This is a genomic window from Leptodesmis sp., from assembly GCF_052746595.1.
Genome location: NZ_JBRAGO010000085.1, coordinates 1 through 19,128, shown reverse-complemented (window position 1 = coordinate 19,128; position 19,128 = coordinate 1). Strand labels below are relative to the sequence as shown.

16 protein-coding genes and 2 pseudogenes are annotated in these 19,128 nt (G+C 49.9%); 5 read left to right on the top strand and 13 right to left on the bottom strand.

Annotation, left to right across the window (positions count from 1 at the left end; translation table 11 throughout):
• Nucleotides 1–23: 23 nt before the first annotated feature.
• The 8 genes from ACUVQO_RS17180 to ACUVQO_RS17145 all read right to left on the bottom strand — a co-directional run bounded on the left by ACUVQO_RS17180 (nucleotide 24) and on the right by ACUVQO_RS17145 (nucleotide 7,319).
• Complete coding sequence (locus tag ACUVQO_RS17180; protein WP_445927066.1) at nucleotides 24–638, bottom strand: hypothetical protein; 615 nt, start codon at nucleotides 636–638, stop codon at nucleotides 24–26.
• A gap of 301 nt (nucleotides 639–939) precedes the next feature.
• Nucleotides 940–1,917 (bottom strand): NAD-dependent epimerase/dehydratase family protein, encoded by a 978-nt coding sequence (locus tag ACUVQO_RS17175; RefSeq protein ID WP_445927065.1) that lies wholly within the window; start codon nucleotides 1,915–1,917, stop codon nucleotides 940–942.
• 169 nt (nucleotides 1,918–2,086) lie between these two features.
• Nucleotides 2,087–2,932 carry a pyrroline-5-carboxylate reductase gene (gene proC / locus ACUVQO_RS17170; RefSeq protein ID WP_445927064.1) on the bottom strand — a complete coding sequence of 282 codons (846 nt, stop codon included), beginning with the start codon at nucleotides 2,930–2,932 and terminating at the stop codon, nucleotides 2,087–2,089.
• Nucleotides 2,933–3,108: 176 nt separating this feature from the next.
• Complete coding sequence (locus ACUVQO_RS17165; RefSeq protein WP_445927063.1) at nucleotides 3,109–3,720, bottom strand: cell division protein SepF; 612 nt, start codon at nucleotides 3,718–3,720, stop codon at nucleotides 3,109–3,111.
• 551 nt (nucleotides 3,721–4,271) lie between these two features.
• Nucleotides 4,272–4,958 carry a YggS family pyridoxal phosphate-dependent enzyme gene (locus ACUVQO_RS17160; RefSeq protein ID WP_445927062.1) on the bottom strand — a complete coding sequence of 229 codons (687 nt, stop codon included), beginning with the start codon at nucleotides 4,956–4,958 and terminating at the stop codon, nucleotides 4,272–4,274.
• The gene (pipX, locus tag ACUVQO_RS17155) at nucleotides 4,955–5,224 is read right to left on the bottom strand and encodes a transcriptional coactivator PipX (RefSeq protein WP_233748538.1); all 270 of its coding nucleotides are present in this window, start codon (nucleotides 5,222–5,224) and stop codon (nucleotides 4,955–4,957) included. The genes ACUVQO_RS17160 and pipX overlap by 4 nt, the downstream gene beginning before the upstream one ends.
• A gap of 120 nt (nucleotides 5,225–5,344) precedes the next feature.
• The gene (locus ACUVQO_RS17150) at nucleotides 5,345–5,932 is read right to left on the bottom strand and encodes a TIGR04376 family protein (RefSeq protein WP_445927061.1); all 588 of its coding nucleotides are present in this window, start codon (nucleotides 5,930–5,932) and stop codon (nucleotides 5,345–5,347) included.
• 166 nt (nucleotides 5,933–6,098) lie between these two features.
• On the bottom strand, nucleotides 6,099–7,319 hold the full coding sequence (locus tag ACUVQO_RS17145; protein ID WP_445927060.1) for a type II secretion system protein N: 1,221 nt from the start codon (nucleotides 7,317–7,319) through the stop codon (nucleotides 6,099–6,101).
• A 379-nt stretch (nucleotides 7,320–7,698) separates the two neighbouring features.
• Between ACUVQO_RS17145 and der the strand changes: the two genes are divergently transcribed.
• On the top strand, nucleotides 7,699–9,057 hold the full coding sequence (der, locus tag ACUVQO_RS17140; RefSeq protein WP_445927059.1) for a ribosome biogenesis GTPase Der: 1,359 nt from the start codon (nucleotides 7,699–7,701) through the stop codon (nucleotides 9,055–9,057).
• A 76-nt stretch (nucleotides 9,058–9,133) separates the two neighbouring features.
• Nucleotides 9,134–10,135, top strand: a complete 1,002-nt coding sequence (locus tag ACUVQO_RS17135) for an energy-coupling factor transporter transmembrane component T family protein (protein ID WP_445927058.1) — start codon at nucleotides 9,134–9,136, stop codon at nucleotides 10,133–10,135.
• A 230-nt stretch (nucleotides 10,136–10,365) separates the two neighbouring features.
• Here ACUVQO_RS17135 and ACUVQO_RS17130 read toward each other — a convergent pair.
• The 3 genes and pseudogenes from ACUVQO_RS17130 to ACUVQO_RS17120 form a co-directional block, all read right to left on the bottom strand.
• Nucleotides 10,366–10,782 (bottom strand): annotated as a pseudogene (locus ACUVQO_RS17130) (GUN4 domain-containing protein); the annotation flags it as partial.
• A 67-nt stretch (nucleotides 10,783–10,849) separates the two neighbouring features.
• Nucleotides 10,850–12,277 (bottom strand): annotated as a pseudogene (locus tag ACUVQO_RS17125) (caspase family protein).
• 1 nt (nucleotide 12,278) lies between these two features.
• A complete protein-coding gene (locus tag ACUVQO_RS17120; RefSeq protein ID WP_445927057.1) occupies nucleotides 12,279–12,611 on the bottom strand; it encodes a Pepco domain-containing protein in 333 nt (110 codons plus the stop codon).
• A gap of 211 nt (nucleotides 12,612–12,822) precedes the next feature.
• On the opposite strand from ACUVQO_RS17120, the gene ACUVQO_RS17115 reads away from it, so the two are divergent.
• Entirely contained in the window at nucleotides 12,823–13,092 is a 270-nt protein-coding gene (locus ACUVQO_RS17115) for a DUF433 domain-containing protein (protein WP_445927056.1), read from the top strand.
• Between the two features lie 3 nt (nucleotides 13,093–13,095).
• Complete coding sequence (locus ACUVQO_RS17110) at nucleotides 13,096–13,431, top strand: DUF5615 family PIN-like protein (RefSeq protein WP_445927055.1); 336 nt, start codon at nucleotides 13,096–13,098, stop codon at nucleotides 13,429–13,431.
• 19 nt (nucleotides 13,432–13,450) lie between these two features.
• On the opposite strand, the gene cax is transcribed toward ACUVQO_RS17110, so the two are convergent.
• Nucleotides 13,451–14,545, bottom strand: a complete 1,095-nt coding sequence (cax, locus tag ACUVQO_RS17105; protein WP_445927054.1) for a calcium/proton exchanger — start codon at nucleotides 14,543–14,545, stop codon at nucleotides 13,451–13,453.
• Between the two features lie 78 nt (nucleotides 14,546–14,623).
• Here cax and ACUVQO_RS17100 point away from each other — a divergent pair, with 78 nt between their 5' ends.
• Entirely contained in the window at nucleotides 14,624–17,110 is a 2,487-nt protein-coding gene (locus ACUVQO_RS17100) for a PAS domain S-box protein (RefSeq protein ID WP_445927053.1), read from the top strand.
• A 113-nt stretch (nucleotides 17,111–17,223) separates the two neighbouring features.
• Here the strand turns inward: ACUVQO_RS17100 and ACUVQO_RS17095 are convergent, their stop codons facing one another.
• Complete coding sequence (locus tag ACUVQO_RS17095; RefSeq protein ID WP_445927052.1) at nucleotides 17,224–18,807, bottom strand: NAD(P)H-quinone oxidoreductase subunit N; 1,584 nt, start codon at nucleotides 18,805–18,807, stop codon at nucleotides 17,224–17,226.
• Nucleotides 18,808–19,128: the final 321 nt, after the last annotated feature.

The window sequence follows — 19,128 nt, the reverse complement described above, 5'->3', positions numbered from 1 at the left end:
TAAAATCAGTAACTCTCAAGTGGTCAACCAGTTAATCCAGCAAGCCAGCCGTGATGACGATAAAACAGAGCAATCGAAAATCCCAGAGGAATCCAACTCAGGGCCGCCGCAAAGCCATCGTCAATAATGTTGCTATTCCAGAAGCGCAAGGTCAGTCCTGGCATGGGAAAGTACGCCCGCCACAGGTTTGCGATCGCCGACACGACCTGATTCAGCTGCACTCCCTGACTCAGCACTGACAGAGAACCAGCCTGAGCCGGAGGCGGAATATTTTGTACCCCAGACAGTAACAGTCCCACGGCCACAATCAGCAGACTGCCAGCTATATCCCATTTACGATTGGGGGTTGGCTTCCCTGACGGGATTGCCAGAAGATATTCCAGAACCAGCATCGTAATCAGGGCGATCGCAGTCATGCGACTGTAAAAGTTGATATTCGCCAACACTGCTAACAGAATTGCCAGCGGGAGGTAACGGCGTTTGCGCGTAGGAAATAGCACGTAGCACAGAAAGATCAGCAACACACCCAAGCCATAGTTGCGGCTGATTAAAGAGTACTCAAATAGCAAAAAATACCCAAAGACCAGTAATGTTTTTTGTACACGGGTAAAGGGTGAATACTGAACCAGCAGGAACACAGCCCCGGTCGCGATCAGAATATGCAGCAGTTACATGGCCAGAGGCTCACGAGTCAGACGACTGAGGCCGAATAGCAAGATTCCTCATAACCAGGGATGCATATATTCAAATCGCAATGTCTGAATCAAATGACCCACTGTGGCATTATCGCGGGCAATCATCCAGAACATTAACTCATCGCTCCACATCTCATGGTTGAGAATACCAAGAAGACTAAGGAGGAAAAATACTGAGGTGATGAGAAGGGGGTTCCAAAACCTGACTTTGTAGAGCTTTCTGAAATCAAGCACAGTGCCCACCTTACTGGGAATTGCTGTAAAAGCGAGAATTGACAATTTCTTTGAGAACCGTTTCGGGCGATCGCGGGTGCCATCCCAATTGCTGTCTGGCTTTGGTAGCATCGACGCGGACGCAGCGATCGTACACATAATGCACTCGTTCTCGACTGAGGGGAGGTTGCCAGGAGAAAAGCCGCCCGATGGGGTCTAAGAGGTTTCCTACCAAACGAACAAGGGCTTCTGGGGCTTCTGCGGGAACTGGAATGCCTGTTTCCTGGCTGAGAATCTCGAACATTTCGCGGGTGGTTAAATCTCCGGCAGAAATGATGTAATGCTCGCCAGGTTGGGCTTTTTCTACGGCTAACAGCATGGCCAGCGCCAGGTCATCCACATGCACAATTCCGGTGACTCGCTGACCTCCGGCCCACAGTTTCAATTTGCCTTGCAGGAAAGACTTAAGGACGGGGCCAAAGTGGGGATCATCGGCTCCAAAAATCCCAGAAGGTAGTACGCTCACAGTATGAAAGCCTTCCCGTGCCGCCCGATCCACCAGTTGCTGGGCTTCATACTTGGTGCGATCGTAAGCGGAAGAAAAGCCCTGCTGTTGCCGCTGGAAGGTTTCATCAACTGCCTTCCCTGCGGTGTCACCCAAAATGCCGATCGTGCTGCAATGAACCAATTTCTTCACTCCGGAGCGTCGGGCCGTTTCCAATACGGCACGGGTTCCTGCCACATTGACCCGCTCCATTTCCGCCATATTCACAATGCCCAATTCCACATACGCTGCCGTGTGGAATACCACATCCACACCCTGCATGGCTATCTGTAGAGCATTCTGATCGGTAATATCTCCTTCCACCAGCCGCACCGGGAGTCCCGCCAGGCGAGAGCGATCGCTCGATCGCCGCACCAACCCTATCACCTCGTCCCCCCGCTGACTCAACAGCTTTACCAAGTGGGATCCGGTAAATCCATTCGCCCCTGTCACCAGAGTTTTCATCCAGATTTCCTTTCTGTTAGAACCCTTGGCATTTTAGATCGGGATCGGGAATCGGAGATCGGGGATTAGGGAGACAGGGAAGATGGAGAAGATGGGCAGGAAATTCAAAGCCAGGATTGCTGATAGAGTTGTAGTCTGCTCAGATGAAAACGGCTATAATTTTTGATCCCTAATTCGCATTTCCGCTGCCTAATTCTTGAGAGCGCCTATAGGCCGCCCGCACGGCTTCTATCAGGGCAGAACGGAGTCCAGCGTGTTCCAGATGAGCGATGCCAGCGATAGTGGTGCCGCCAGGACTGGTAACGCGATCCTTTAATTCAGCGGGATGCAGACTCGTTTCTTGTAACAGTTGGGCGGTTCCTTTCACAGTTTGCAGAGCCAGTTTCGCCGCGATCGCCCGTGGTAAGCCGGCTGCTACTCCGCCATCCGTAAGGGCTTCTACCACTAAGGCAATGTAGCCAGGGCCAGATCCGGATAACCCTGTCACTGCATCCATTGCCGATTCGGGAACTTGTACCACTTCTCCGACTGCCGCAAAAATGCGTTGCGCCTGCTCGATTTGCTCTGGTTGCACCTGTTTGCCAGGAGCGATCGCCGTCATGCCAGCACCAACAGTCGCCGGCGTGTTGGGCATCGCACGCATCACAGCCTTACCGGGAAAGGCAGCTTCCAGTTTCGCCAAAGGGGTACCCGCTAGGATGGATAAGACCAGGGACGGGGCAGGGGTCGAGGGCGCGATCGCCAGTTCCTGAGCTACAGCTTCAAACACTTGCGGTTTAATCGCCAGTAGCAATATTGGGGCCGTAGCCGCTACCGAATTGTCATCAGTCACCTGAACCCCATATTGGTTCATTAAAAAGCTACGACGTTCTGGCAACGGCTCACTCACCATCACATGCTGAGCTTGATAAAACCCCTGAGCAATCAGGCGGGAGATGAGCGCTTCCCCCATCATCCCGCCACCGATTATGCCAAACTGAATCGTCAATTCAACGACTATCTCCAAAAACAGCAAAGAGTTTAAAGTTGAGAGTTAAGAGTTGAAGGGCAACGATGGTTTATCGTCTAACTCTTAGCTGTAATGATGCGAGAAACTACGCTCGCTTGAATCGGTGCATTACGCTAGCGCTAACAGCATCTTATGAGTCCTTAATTCTTAACTCTTACCTGTCCACTCTTAAATTATTGTGCCTATTGTGCCATCCGTATGGCTTCAGTTCCCCAGGCAGAGGTTTGAGTACTGGTGCGCGGAACCCGAACAGCAGGCTGAGGCATGGGAACTTCGTGAATCACATTATTTTGAGTGCTGACTTGAACACAGCTAGGAGTGAACAAGAAGATGCTTTCGCCAATCCGTTCTTGATGCCCGTCGATCGCATACGTACCGCCCGCCACAAAGTCTACAGCGCGTTGGGCCTGATCAGGATCCATGATCATCAAATTCAGCACCACAGACTTCCGTTCGCGCAGAGCCTGAATCACTTGGGGCATCTCCTCAAAAGAACGTGGTTCCATGACCACGACTTCGGAGATTCCATTCGCGGCTCCAGGCATACCAATTACATTATTTAAGCTACTTCCAGTCATTTTTGGTGCTCCCATAGGTGTTTCAGCGATAAGGGGTGAACGATCGCGCATCCGAGTACGACGACTGCGGGCATCCTCAGCAGGCATTGTTTGAGGTTGTTCTTGTTGATAGAGATTTTGATAATCGTCTCCATCCATTTCGTCGTATTCGTACTCGTAATCCATTGGCTCGTTGAAACCAACAAAGTCCCGTAGTTTGTTGAAAATATTACTCACTGTTTGCGCTCCATCACGATCAGTGTTTTGACAATCAATGCTGCTAGTGACTAGAAATGCACGCTGAAACTCGACAGGGTATAGTCAAATTCAAATCAGACAGTCCTTTCCAACTCTTCCGCCAATCAAAACTTTCAGAAAAGTCACTAAGCAGAGAGGTAGGTCAGTTGTTTGGTTGACTTCTACCTGTTTCGCTGAATTGAGAGATTAGTATACAGCTAGTTCCTGGAAGTGGATCCTTTATTAGGCTTTTTCTTTTTTTATTTCAAAGCTTGGGGATCTCCAATTAACAAAGCATGGTTTTTCGGCAAAATCCAGTCATCCTCGAGCAAAATCTTAATATAGCTTAAAGAAGCACTGTTAATAACAAGAAGAATTTTATTTTTTTTTAAGGTTCGACTTGCTAAAACTTGGGTTATTATTTGAAACTGTGCCAAGGATAGCGCCCCTCATAGGGGCTTCTACAAAACTTCTTGAAAACCCAAAGAAGATTTGTGGGAGAAAGGCTTACAAATAAGAAGACATTAAAGAAGAAGACATCAAAAAAGTGGTTAGAAAGGACGATCGCCAAACAAGCTTCGTCCTATTCGAATCATGGTCGCGCCTGCCTGTACAGCAAGTTGGTAGTCTCCCGACATACCCATTGAAAGCTCGTGCATTTGAATGTGATTCCAATGTTGGTTTTGAATTGTAGCCGCTAATTGTGCGGTTTGTTTAAAAAAGTTCAGTAATTCGTCAGCGGCTAAGCCCAGAGGTGCGATCGTCATCAGCCCCCGAATGTTGAGAGACTGACACTGATTCAGTTCCGGCAGATCCGCGATCAGTTCTTCTGCTGACCAACCATATTTCGTTGGATCTGGCAATAGCTTGACCTGCAAACAAACATTGGGCTTTTGCGCTAAGGAAGCTGCCAACCGATCCAACCGTTGGGCCAACTTCAGGCTGTCTACCGAGTGAATCCATTGAAACAGTTGCAAAGCTTTTTGGGCTTTATTGGCTTGCAAATGACCAATTAAATGCCAGGTTACATCTTTTAAGTCAGCAAGTTCTGCTTGCTTGGCTTCCGCTTCCTGAACCCGACTCTCGCCGAAATCCCGTACTCCCGCTGCATAGGCTTCTCGCATCGCCGCTGGGGGCACTTGCTTGGTAACGGCAATCAGTTTGACGGAGGCAGGTAAGGTTTGACGGAAAGCGGCAATTCGTTCGGCAATGCGATCGCACGAGGGAGCATCTGTCATTGAAAGGTCTGTTTGTAGATCGTTAAAAGCTGGTCGTAGTCCTGGGGAGGACCTAAACGACGCAGTAGCCGTACCCGATTTTCCACCATAATGCGAGCATCGGCACGGGAAACCGGCTCAAATTCTAAGCCATTCTCGCCGGTCGTCACGACAAAAAACAATCGTTGAGCGTAGAGAGTTGTAAATAACTCGCGGTTTGCATCAACCAGACAGATCCTGAAGAGCAAGCCAAAGTTCGGATGATTTAGATAATTTTCGTCGCTCATTCAGTCCTGTTCGGGATAGCATCTGAGTACTACATAAGTTTTACTGTCTAATGGACATCGAATAACACGTTTCTCCATGAATTTCAGCCATCTAGCAGACATTAATCAGTAACCCGGTGCTTACTTTCCCATATTTCGCTTCATTTGTTCCAGTTCTTCCTCCGCTTCCCAGCGCTTAAACTGCTGCTCTAAGGGATCAGCAGCACTCCCTCGCACATAGTTAGAAGTCTGTCCCCAGCCAATGCTGTCCCATTGTTGTTGACGCTGTTTGGCCTGCGCCGAAGCTCGAGCCGCCTGCGCCTGCGCCACTTGAGTTTGCACTTCCTGCCGTCGCTGCTGAATTTTTTGCTGCAGTTCCTGGGTTTGTCGAATCCGTTCCTTCAGCATTTCCATCTGGCCCCATTTCTGGTTGCCCTGTCGCAAGAGTGCCGCTTCTCGTTCTTCCGCAGGCCCAGCCAGATCCAGCCGACCTTTGGCCTTTGCCTTCTCAATTCGCGTATGCCACACCTGAATCTCTTGAGCAATGGCCAGAATCTCATCCTGGAGTTGCCGTTCCTTGAGCTTCAGATCTGTCATCAACTTGAGAGTTTCCTCCTCTTGTTCTAGCAGTTTCTCCTCCAGAGCCATCAGTTCCAGATCCGGGTGATCCCGCAGGAACTCCTCCAACCGAGATTCTAGAAAGCGACTGAAATCGTCAAATAAACCCATAGGAAGCCCCCAGAAAAAGCTTTAAACCTTTTCCAAGTCCAGAACCGTAGTTTTTCCTATAGGAAGACTTCAGTTCTCTAGCTGGACCTGGTTTAAGTTCTAAGTGATGAGTATTAAGTTGTCACTCCTTCATTGATAACTCAAAACTTAAAACTCAAAACTCTATCTAGAAGCTGTGTCCAACAAACAACGATCGCACCTCTCCATTGCGGCGGATTAAAGCTTGATCTTTGCTGACCTCTACCAGCGTCCACCCAGAGGAACCAATACTTTCGCCAATCTCGTAGCGCTGGGTAACCCCGTTCACTTCAAATAAAGCTGCAGAACGATTCCCCTGATCCAGAACTCCTACCAACTTGCGGGAAACGGTCGCCACGGCAGGACTGGGAAGTTGATTCGGTTTAACAGAGGGTAGAACACCCGGTTTAGTGTCAGAGGGGAGGGTAAATGTAGTGTTGGGGGCTGAGTTTGGGTGGACACTTCCCGGTGGCAGGGTCGTTTTTCTCGGTGCTCCAGGAAGGGGAGCGATCGCGGTTCCAGGAGGCGTAAAATTCGAGGGAAACTCGTACACCGGAACATAAATTCGACTCAAACCAGTCGCGGCCTGGGAAGTACCTGCGGTGTTTGCAGGTGGAATCGTGGTGGCTGGAATGGTGACTGTGGGCATTTTTCCAGTGGTGCTGGCTGGAGCTTGAGCTGTGGTGCTGGCTTGCTGCTGATCAATGTTCTGCAGGGACTTTTGCACATAATCTGCAAATCGGCTGGCATCTTGGGAATTCGGTGATGCAGTCGTGGTCGCCGGAGCCACAGCAACCGGAGTGGCCGATCGGTGACGATCCTGATAAAACAGCCAGAGCGCCAGGGTAACAATGACTGATATACAGCCGATGCCTAACAACAGGCGATCGTAGGAACCAACCGAGAACCGCGATCGCTCCTGAGGGGCTGGTTGGGCGATCGCCTCAGTTGCGGCCACTGCTGATTCTGTGATTTCCGATAACTCTCTCGGTTCTGTGGCTGGCTCCACCGGGGGCAAGGCAGATTCAGGAAAAGGAACCAGGGAGGAAGAGGAGAGCGATTCAGAATCTGTTGGATCTAGTTGATCAGGTTGATTAATGGGAGGAACCGCAGCAGCCACTGAAGCAGGCGTAAAAACAGGCTCAGGTGGCCTGGGAGTTAGCGTACCGCGCTCCACGCCCAAAAGCTGATCCAGATCCTGGAACAGGTCATCCATTAAGCGACTGGCATCAGAGTCGGCTGCAAAGGAGCCAGACTCTAGCATGGCGTGTTCATCGACAAAGCCTCCCTGCACTGGGGCAGGTGAGTCATCTTTTGACCGAGAGTTAAGGACGGGTTCTATGCTGGCATTCTGAAACATAGGTAGCATGACAGGAAATAGGAATGCTCGACAGCAGTATAAGAGATGAAATCGATTTGGAATCACTTTGCTGACAGAATGATTCAATTTACCAGAAGGAAGCCAAATTGCCCGATATTGTTTTTATCTGTTACAAAAGATCTCTCCCGCCCAACTTCCCTCTCCGACGCAGAAAGGGAGGAGCAGCAAAAGAATCACGATTTCAAGCTCTTCACCTTGTAGGAGAGGGGTTAGGGAGAGGTCAGCAAGGGAATGGCAACGAGGGGAGAAGAGAGGGACTAGAATTAATAAGGACAATTTGGACAATTTAAGAACGGCAGCTTGAATCTAACGTCTATTTCTGCCACTCTACTGAGTTGTCCGTAAATTTCTGGGTCAATTTTTCCCTATGCCTCTACCTGTTGTTGCTGTAATTGGTCGCCCGAATGTGGGCAAGTCCACCGTTGTCAATCGACTGGCAGGGGTACAGGATGCCATTGTTTATGACGAACCGGGAGTGACCCGCGATCGCACCTATAAGCCTGCCTTCTGGCAAGACCGAGAATTCCTGGTGGTCGATACGGGCGGATTGGTGTTTGATGACGACACGGAATTTCTGCCCCTGATCCGCGAACAGGCGATGGCGGCTTTGGCTGAGGCCAGTGTCGCGATCTTGGTGGTGGATGGTAAAACCGGACTGACGGGAGGAGATGAAGAAATTGCCAGTTGGTTACGGCAGCAACCTGTCCCGGTGCTGGTGGCCGTGAATAAATGTGAATCGGTAGAGCAAGGGTTAACTCAGGCTGTTGAGTTCTGGGAATTGGGACTGGGCGAACCCTATCCCATCTCCGGCATTCATGGGAACGGCACGGGCGAGTTGCTCGATCGCTTGATTACCTACCTGCCTCCTGCAGCCGAAGTTGAGGAAACGCCCGAAATTAAAGTCGCGATCGCAGGCCGCCCCAATGTTGGTAAATCCAGTTTGCTGAATGCCTTTGTCGGAGAAAAGCGAGCGATCGTCAGTCCGATTTCCGGCACTACCCGTGATGCGATCGATATGGTCGTGGAGCGAGATGGCAAAACCTATCGTTTAGTTGATACCGCTGGCATTCGCAAGAAAAAGAATGTGGAATACGGGCCAGAGTTTTTTGGGATTAACCGCGCCTTTAAGGCGATCGCCCGTGCCGATGTCGTCCTGTTCGTGATCGATGCCCTGGATGGAGTCACAGAACAGGATCAAAAACTGGCAGGACGGATCGCTGAGGAAGGACGAGCCTGTGTGCTGGTGGTAAATAAGTGGGATGCGGTGGAGAAAGATTCCCACACCATTTATGACTACCAGAAAGAAATTCAGAGTCGGCTGCACTTTATTGAATGGGCCGAAATGATTTTTGTCAGCGCCCAGACGGGGCAACGGGTCGATAAAATTCTCGATCTGGTGGACGCTGCTGCTGAACAACATCGCCGTCGCGTGATCACCGCCGTCATTAACGAAGTCCTGGAAGAAGCCGTCGGCTGGCATACCCCACCCACCACCCGCGGCGGTCGTCAGGGGAAAATTTACTATGGCACTCAGGTCAGTACGCAACCGCCCTCGATCGCCCTTTTTGTCAACGATCCCGATCTATTTAACGACGGCTATCGTCGCTACATCGAACGGCAATTCCGCAAGTCCCTCGGTTTTGCAGGCACCCCCCTGCGGTTATTCTGGCGTGGCAAAAAAGTCCGCGATATGGAACGTAGCGTCAACCGGGCAACCCGCGTGTAAAGTGAGTTAAGAGTTGAGAGTGAAAAGTTGAAAATGCTTAACTCTTAACTCTTAACTCTTAACTCTTAACTATTCAATGGATCTGCTGCGATCGCTCCCGTTGGGGCTTTATCTTGAACAACCTGTTACCTGGCTCCATCGGTTGGATCCACGGGTGAAGTTGGCCTGGTTGATGACGTTTCTGGCCGCGCCGTTGCTGGCCAATCCCTTCTGGCGGATTCTGCTGGTGGTGTTCCTGATTCTGCTCACCCTCTCGGCACGAATTCCCTTAAGGGTATGGCGGCAGCAGATGGGCTGGCTGCTCTTTCTCTGTTGTTTGATGTTTGCCCTTACGGCCATCTTGCCGGATGGTCTGAATGCGAAACATCAACCCCGCTTACCTGCCGATGAACTGGCGTTTGCCCAACAGCCTGCGAAGCTACCACCGGCTCCGACTCCCAATCCCTGGTACAATCCATTCGGCTGGGGACAACCCAAAACCTCTGCCCCTGCTCCTTTGCCGGGACTGGAAGCCCCATCTTTGCCCCAACCCACTGACTATTCCTATGTGGTTGTTAAACGTGGCCCGATTACCATTACCCGCCGATCGCTGGATCTGGCCATCCGCGTCAGCACCCTCCTCTTCACCCTGATTTACAGCACCAACCTGTATTTATTAACAACGGCTCCAGAAGAAGTCACGGCGGCGATCGAAAATTGGCTGGAACCCTTACGTCAGTTTAAGTTGCCGGTGACGGAAATTTCCCTTACCCTCACCCTCTCCCTGCGCTTCATTCCTCTCGTCTTGGAAGAAGTGCAAAACCTGATTCGTTCGGTCAGCACCCGAGCGATTAACTGGAAAAAGTTGGGGCTGCGACGGGGGGCGCAAGTTTGGCTAATGGTGGCCGAGCGCCTGTTAGAAAACCTGCTGTTGCGGGCGGAACAAATTGCCGGAGCGATGAAAGTACGAGGATTTATCAGCCCTAATCAGCATCGCGTGGAATGGTACCAGTTTAAATTGAGGATTGGGGATTGGATTGCGATCGCTGGCATTATTCTCCTATGGGGCGCACGCTTTATCTGGGGTGGTACAGTTTAACGCTAGCAGATTAAAGCAGCAAATCAAAATAATCACAGTAGACTTCTTGCAAATTGGAAAAAACGTAGGATGGGCAAAGGGAAACGTTCCATCCTGTCATTCTGGCTGATTTGAATGGGCACACCAAGCTTTGCCCCCATCCTCCTGATGAGGACTGAGTCTAATAGGAAAGAGTTCCATTGTAGCCGGATTGCGATCGCTGGCATTCTTCTCCTCTGGGGCGCGGATACTTACGGCCTGCAAGCCCTAAAGCGGCAGAAGAAAACCCGCATACCCGCCATTCTAGTTTGAAACAATAGACCAAATGTCCTTGGGAGATGGCCACGGGGTGCTGACTCAATACGAAATGACAGTTCAGAAGTGCTAATCCAAACCTTTTCATTCTTTAACCATCTTCTTGTTCTCCAACCAACTAAATCCCCAAAATTTTCCCAGTTAACTCCGTCCTGTAATGGGGCACCGCAATTTTGCCAAATTTGCTGTTGGATACTGAATCCAAACTTTCCATTACTGTACTTGTTCCACAACTGATTGATAGTTTTTAGATCAGTACAGGGAAGGTTTTGGATATCTCGATCGCTCAGTGAACGTTCTTTTTCCCGTTTTGCAACCTTCAACAAAACTTCCAAGGTTTCCTGGTCTGCTTCTTTCCATTTTCCTGCTTACAGCAAATCTCGCAGCTTTCGGTAGTCCACTCCCCGTTCAGAACGTAAGTTATCCTGAGGTGGGGTGGCTTGTTTTACCTGAGAGGTTGGCATGTTTGGTGGTCGGCGGGCTGTTTCGATTCTTTTTTTCAACTACAAGAATGTCATTTGGATTAAGTTGAAGCACCTGTTGCGGATATTGAAGATTGCGTCGATCGCTATCTAAAACAGGATAGTGACGACGAGTAGCCTCAAGATATTGCTGTTGATAATGGGCTAGTCGCTCGTCATACGATTTTTCTGGTGTTTGCTGTTGATTGTTCTGGTCTATTTGCTCACCAGAAGCATTTTTGGTAAGTAGTGGTTTTTGGGATAAAGGTTGTACCTCAGGTGGAGCCGCTTGGTGTCGCTCCTCTTCTTCTAAACTTGGATTGCTGATGGTGATAGAAAGTAGAGGTGGGATTGAGGCCGTTTTTGTTGTTGGGTTGGGTGGAATTGGTAGCGAGAAATTGGTAGACGGATGGGTAGGTGAGATGAAAGGATTGACTCGCTCTTTTTCTGTTTGCTTCGTTCGTTGAAGTTCTAGAATGTGTTTAATCGCTTTAATAGCGCGGCTTCTAATCTCTAGATTAGAGGCAGCCGTTGCTACCTGTTCCCAACATTGAAGTGCTACGGCGTAGTTTTTGTCATAGAGCGCATCATTCGCCCGTTCCTGAAGTTGAGTAATGTCAGCATTTGTGATGCATTGTGGAAGTAGTGGTAAATCGCCTTTCCAATCTGGTTCTGAAACAATTAGAGGAATTTGCACTGGTTGTCGATCTTTGGTTAAGGCATAAACTTTTTCTGTTAAATACTTCGATAGCTGCCTCAAAATTGTGTAATGCTGCAATCCCTCTAAAAAAGCATGAGTAAATGCACCTTGTTGCAAATCAGGCAATTCATAGGATTTTCCACCTCGACTGCAAGAGAATATCGTAATGATGCCGTTTTGCTGTACCTGCTGCACGATTTGAGCTTCATTCAATCCACTGCTGCCTTTGCTGCCACTCGAAGCCTCGTTCCGACACATATCCAGCACCAATACGGTGTTTTTTGCTTGACCATGAATTAGTTGCTGAATTACAAAATCTACCGAGAGCGCCGTGTCTTCTAAATCATCAGGCACCCCATCACAGGTCAGCATATAGTTTTGATGCCTGGAACTTTACAACCCATGTCCACTGAAGAAAAAACAGGCTTGATCGGCTCCTCTTGCTTGGGGATGGTGACAGATTTCGCGCAGAATTTTACGCAGATTCGAGCGACTAGGGCGTGTGTTGAAGCCTCCGATTGGTGGCGAGGTATCCGAACAAAGAATCACAAAATCCTCTCGAAAACCCGCTTGCTCGCATAAGAAGCGTTTTACCCGTTCTGCATCTGAGACAGCAAGTTGTAGATGCTCTTGGGGGGCAAGATGGTCGTATTGATTGATGCCAACAATAACTGCCCAGTTCGTCATATTAGTTGGACTCTACCCGCTTAAATTTCAAGGTAATTGCGCCTTTCCCAGACGCTTCCGCCCCACCAACGCCCATCAAGCTCACTTGTCCCTTGCTATTGATTTCTACCGCCAGCGTCACTTCATCAAGTTTTAGGTCAGATTCGCCACCAACCTGCTGTTCTGCTTGAGCTAAGAGTTTTCCTACCACTCTCAGCATTCTGTTCCACTCGACTTCTAGTTTTTTGGGATCAACCGGAACCTGCTTCAGACCAATTCTGTCTAACAAACCTTTTTCGCCTGGTGAAGCTTCTGGACGATCCTCAGTCACGATGTAAATTACGTCATCTGTCATAGGGGCTTAAGCAGAAGAATCTTGTTGTTCTCTATTCTATTGCTCTCAAAGGAAATTCCCAAGACTCCATGACTGAAGAACTCGATCGGCCTTCTGCTTAAAAAATCCCTCAGAGTAGAATTATCCCTCGGGACAAGAAAGTTTATGACACTCAAAGAACTTACTGATCAGTTGTTATCTCTCACTCCCGCCGAAAGAGGCGATCCAGATATTGACTCACAGCTTGGACCGCAACTGGCGTGGAATTGCTAAAACTCCTGGTGTTTGTGGTGGGGATGCTTGTATAGCCGGAACTCGTATCCCGGTGTGGATGTTAGTAGATTACCGACGGCTAGGGACGAGTGATTCAGAGTTACTGAATCACTACCCAACCTTATCTGCAACTGATTTAGCCAATGCCTGGGTTTACGCTCAGACGCATCCTAAAGAGATCGAACTCGCTATTCGAGAAAACGATGAGTCCAAAGATAAGGTAAATTAGCCAGTGGCTCAGTTTTATGCAGATGCACAGTTTCCCCGACAGGTTGTTAATTTTCTACGGACTATGGGGCATGAAGTCTTAACGGTGCAGGAGTCTGGGTATCGGGGTGCTAGTGATGAAGAGGTTATAGCCTTGGCATTGAAGGAAAACCGAGCCATCCTGACTCATAATCGACGCGATTTCATTCGATTACACAATTTGCTACAACCTCATCACGCTGGCATTGTGGTCTGTTCAAGAGATAACAACTGGGAGCAATTGGCTAACAGAATTCATGCTGCAATTACTCTAAATGAGCCTTTGGCAGGAAAACTAATTCGCGTCAATCGTCCTGGATAAGGAATAGAAGTAAGCTCCCCTAAACGGGATGGAAGTAAAATGCAGCTCCCAGGATTGAATAGGTGGCTAAGAGTAACAGTCCTTCCAGCCAGTTCGATCGCCCATCCAGACTGATCAGGTTGGCAATAATTACCGCGATCGCAACCGCAACGACTTCAAACAGACTGAAATTTAAGTCCATCGGCTGACCGATCACCTGGCCGACAATCACCAGAATTGGAGCCACCAGCAACGCCACCAATAGACTGGATCCCATCGCCACCGAAACCGACAGATCCATATTGTTCTTAATGGCCACCCGTACCGCCGTTACATATTCCGCTGCACCACCGACCAGAGGCAACAAAATTACCCCCGTAAACAACGGCGTTAATCCCAATCCGGCTGTGGCTTCTTCAACGGCACCGACAAAGATTTCTGACACAACGGCCACCCCGATCGTCGCGGCTAACAAAATGCCAACCCAAAACCACAGGTTCGGCTTCCCTTCTCCGTGTTCCGAGTGTTCTGGAGTAGCCTCGCCTCCCAGTTCCACCACCCCCACATCATAGAGATAGCTGTGGGTCTTGAGCGAGAAGATCAACGTAAAGCCATAGACCAGAATCAGCACAGCCGCCACAAACAGGGATAAATGACTGATGGCAGAAGGCTCCACAACATTGGATGTTGTGATCACCGTAGCCGGAAGCACGATTGCAATCACCGCCAGCGTCATCGTAGAACCATTCACCCGCGCCACCACAGGCTGAAACTCCTGTTCCTTATATCGCAGGCCACCCAACAGCATCGAGAGGCCCATCGCCAGCAGCAGGTTGCTGACCACCGTCCCGGTAATACTGGCTTTGACAATATCAACTAAGCCTTCTTTTAAGGCCACCAGGGAAATAATCAGTTCTGTGGCATTACCAAACACAGCATTCAACAAACCGCCAATGGATGGCCCCAGGGCCACCGCAATTTCCTCGGTTGCTGTACTCAGCCAGATTGCCAGTGGCACGATCGCGATCGCAGACAGACCAAATACCGTTAGCGCCCCCCATTCCAACTTCTCAGCGGCAATGGCGATCGGGACAAAAATCAGCAGACCAAGCGAAACCAGGTTCTTGATTGACATACTTGATTGACATAATAGATAAAAATTACTCGCCACTCACAAATTCCCCAGTCAATCATAAGCGCTTGGAGAACGTTGGTGCATCAACAGAATCAAGAAGATCTGAACAAGCAACGTCTTGATCCTCAACTTTCCCAAGCTCCAGTATCAAGCGTTGCTCAATCCCTAAGTCAGGAGGAGGCCCAGCAGCAACTCCTGGAATTAGAGGCAATTTATGCTACAGCTCCCATTGGCTTGAGTTTTGTCGATACTCAGTTACGGTTTGTGCGGCTGAATCAGCGACTGGCTGAAATTCATGGCCTGTCTATTGAAGAGACTCTGGGTCGCACCGTTCGAGAGGTTGTGCCAGAACTGGCTGATGCTTTAGAACCTTTATACCGACAGTTAATTGAGTCGGGTACACCCCTGGTGAACCAAGAGATACAGGGTAAAACTCATGCTCAGCCCGGTATACAACGAGACTGGTTAGCCAGTTTCTATCCCTTAAAGGGGGCCGATCGCCGGGTGGTGGGGGTCAACACGATGGTGCAGGAAATCACTGATCGCAAGCGAGCCGAACGTCAACTGCAACAGCGGGAAGCGGAATTGCACCTGATGACAGAAGCTCTACCCCAGCAACTATGGACAGCCACTCCAGAGGGTCAGATTGATTATATTAACTGGCGCTGGGTGGAATATACCGGAGTCACCCTGAACCAGCTACAGAACAAATGTTGGACAAACCTGGTACATCCCGATGATCAGCCGCAAGTGTTGGCCGCATGGGAACGAGCGGTGCAAACAATTGGGATTTATCAGGTTGAGATGCGATTGAAAGGAGCAGATGGTCAATACCGCTGGTTTTTGGGACAGGCACTTCCTCTACGAGATGAACAGGGAAACATCATCAAGTGGTATGGCACCAACACCGATATTTCCGGCCAGAAGCAAGCAGAAGCTGCTTTGAAAGTCAGTGAAGAGCGGTTTCAGGGATTCATCAACGCCAATATTATTGGCATTTTGCGGGGGGATGTATATGGAGGAATTCATTATGCTAACGATGAGTTTCTCCGAATTGTTGGCTATACCCGCGAGGATTTAGAAACCGGACGGTTACTCTGGACAGACTTAACTCCTGCCGAATATTCGTCCCTGGATGAAGCAGGAGTAGCAGAGGCACGGGAACGGGGAGCCTGCACGCCTTACGAAAAGGAATATATTCGCAAAGACGGGAGTCGGATTCCGGTTCTGGTCGGTTTTAACCTGCTGGGCGATCGGCGGGAAGAAGCCTTTGCTTTCATTCTGGATTTGAGCGATCGCAAACAACTGGAGCGAACCCTGCGGCAGCAGGCTGAAGCATTGGTTCAGGCCAATCAGATTAAAGATGAATTTCTGGCCGTGCTCTCTCACGAACTAAGAACCCCCCTGAATCCCATCCTGGGCTGGGTGAAATTATTGCAAACCCGCCAGCTTTCTCCCGAAAGAACTCAGGAAGCCCTGGCCACCATTGAACGCAATGCCAAACTTCAGACCCAACTGGTAGAAGACCTGCTGGATATTTCCCGGATCCTGCGCGGCAAGTTGACCCTCAACTGGCTAACCATTGACTTAATTCAACCCATCATGGCTGCGATCGAAACCATCCGCCTGACCGCAGAAGCCAAATTCATCTCTATCCACACCCATCTGGATCCAACCGTGGGGCCAATTGTCGGAGATCCTGATCGTCTGCAACAGGTTGTCTGGAATCTCCTCTCTAATGCTGTCAAATTCACTCCTGAAGGAGGACGAGTGGATGTTAGTTTGTCATGTGTTACTAGTCATTTGTCCCTGGTTGCTGGTCGTTCTCCAGCTGTAGAGATTACAGAACCAAGGACAAAGTCAATTCAACATGCAACATGCAACATGCAACATGCCCCCTCCTACGCCCGCATCACCGTCACCGATACGGGTAAAGGCATCAGTCCTGACTTTCTACCTCATGTCTTTGAATCTTTCCGGCAGCAGGATGGCTCCACAACTCGACGATTTGGGGGACTGGGACTGGGATTAGCAATTGTCCGGCAACTGGTGGAAGCCCACGGCGGAAGCGTCAGTGTAGACAGCCCCGGTGAAGGACTGGGAGCAACATTCACGGTGGAACTGCCCCTGCCTACTGCGCCTATTACTTCTCCCACCCCTGCTGATCGTCCCTCGGCAGCCGCTAATCTCAATGGCGTCCGGGTGTTAGTGGTAGAAGATGATCAAGATTCCCTGGACTTAATGACCTTTTCTTTGCAACAGCAGGGAGCGATCGTCACTTCCCTGTCCGCCAGTCAGCCGGCCCTGCACGCTGTATCACAAACTCCCTTCGATTTACTGGTCTGTGATATTGGGTTGCCGGATATGAATGGATATGACCTGCTCCAGTGCCTGCGATCCCTGCCCAATGGTAACTTTCCAGCGATCGCCCTCACTGCCTTTGCCGGAGAAGGCGATCGGGAACAGGCCCTAGCCGTCGGTTTTCAGCAGCATCTTGCCAAACCTATTGAACCCGATGTTTTGATCGCCGCGATCGCTAATCTGGTCAGACTCTCCCAAAAATAAGCGATCGCCCTTTTGCAGAGGGGCGATCGCTGCCGCGCCTGAAAAATGGCTTCAGGTGAAATCTGCTGTAGGGTTGAGGCTGTTTACCCCTGGCGAATCAACGGGAATTGAAACTACAGTTTCAATTCTGACTGCATCACGTCTAGAGAAACCCGTTCCACGGCTGGCTGCTGTTGGGCACTGACGATCGATTGCTTCAGCATAGGCGTTTTTGCCACCGCATCATTAGCCAAAGTGAATAAAGGATTGGATAGAATTCCAGCAAGGGAGGTGGTGATCAGGCTGATGATGATTCCCACTTGCAGCGGACGCAATCCGGGTAGATTCCACTGCACTTCGGGGTAGTTCTTCACCGCCTCAGACATCTCCTGTGGCTCTTTTACAACCATCGCTTTCACCACCCGGATATAGTAGTAAATCGATACCACGCTGGTCAGCAGACCCAACAGCACCAGACCATAGGCTCCAGCCTGCCAGCCTGCCCAGAACAGGTAGATTTTCCCAAAGAAGCCCACCAGAGGCGGAATACCCCCTAACGATAGCAGACAAATACTCAGAGCCAGCGTCAGCAGGGGATCCTTCTGGTAGAGGCCAGAGTACTCACTGATCTGATCGGTACCCGTTCGCAGGGAGAACAGAATCACGCAGGCAAACGCACCCAGGTTCATCATCAGATAGGCAATCAGGTAAAACACCATACTGGCGTAGCCATCCTGAGTGCCAATCACCAGCCCGATCATCACAAACCCAGCCTGACCAATGGAGGAGTAGGCCAGCAGCCGTTTCATGCTGGTTTGAGCCAGTGCCACCACATTACCCAGAATCATGCTGAGGATGGCTAAGGCCGTCATCACAAATTGCCACTCATCGGTGAGAAGTGGGAAAGCCGTGACCAGCAACCGAATGGCCAGGGCAAAGCCAGCCGCTTTGGAACCGACGGAAAGAAAGGCGACCACAGGAGTGGGCGATCCCTCATAGACATCAGGAGTCCACTGGTGGAAAGGAACAGCCGCAATCTTGAAAGCAATCCCTGCAATCACAAACACCAGTGCAATGACCAGACCGATCGAATTTCCCAATCCTGCTTCCGCAATCTTGGCAGCGATCGTGGTCAGGTTAGTTTCTCCGCCCGACAACCCATACAGCAGAGAACTACCGTACAGGAAAATGGCAGAACTGGAAGCCCCAATCAGTAAGTACTTGAGAGCGGCTTCATTGGAGCGGGGATCACGCTTGGTGTAACCCGTCAATAAGTAAGAGGAAATACTGAGCGTTTCCAGAGAGACGAAGATCATGACCAGTTCATCGGCTCCTGAAAGAAACATCCCTCCCAGGGTGGCAGTCAGCAGAATCATTAGAAATTCGGCCAAAGCTGTACCCGACTGCTCAATATACCGCACAGCCATCAAAATCGTGATCGCAGCAGACAGCGCAATGATCCCCCGAAATACAACACTAAGGGCATCACCATTGAAGCTACCCAAGAAGGAAATGGGATCCGCAATATTCCACTGATAGAAGAGGGCGACTACTGCAGCCAGTAGCCCAACGATTGAGAGGTAGGGAGTCCAGCGGGAGGAAGCGGTGCGTCCCACAATTAGGTCGCTCACTACCACCACTAAGAGTGTGGCGGTGACGATCAATTCGGGAATGATCGCCCCCGTATTCAACTGAGCAGCAAGACTGGCGAAATCCATGAGAGTTGATCCGGTACGCTATTAGTAAAAGTTTATGAGCTACTATTGGCTAGCTCTATGTTTAGAGGGCTTCAAGAAGTTGCCTACAGTGGATTCTACCTTGCAACCATCCAAAGCAGATGGGAATTGAAAATATTAGAAAGACTTTTTGTTAAGCTACGTAAACCAATTCTTGAAAAATCCTGTTGGATCCAATCCTTGTTGCGGATGCCTGTTCCTGTCCTAAATCACACGGTAGCCCGATTTCAAACGGCTACTGAGTGGGACTTTTTAACTATTGAGGGGTTGGGGGAGCTATAAGTCCCGCGCTGTATGCGAAGC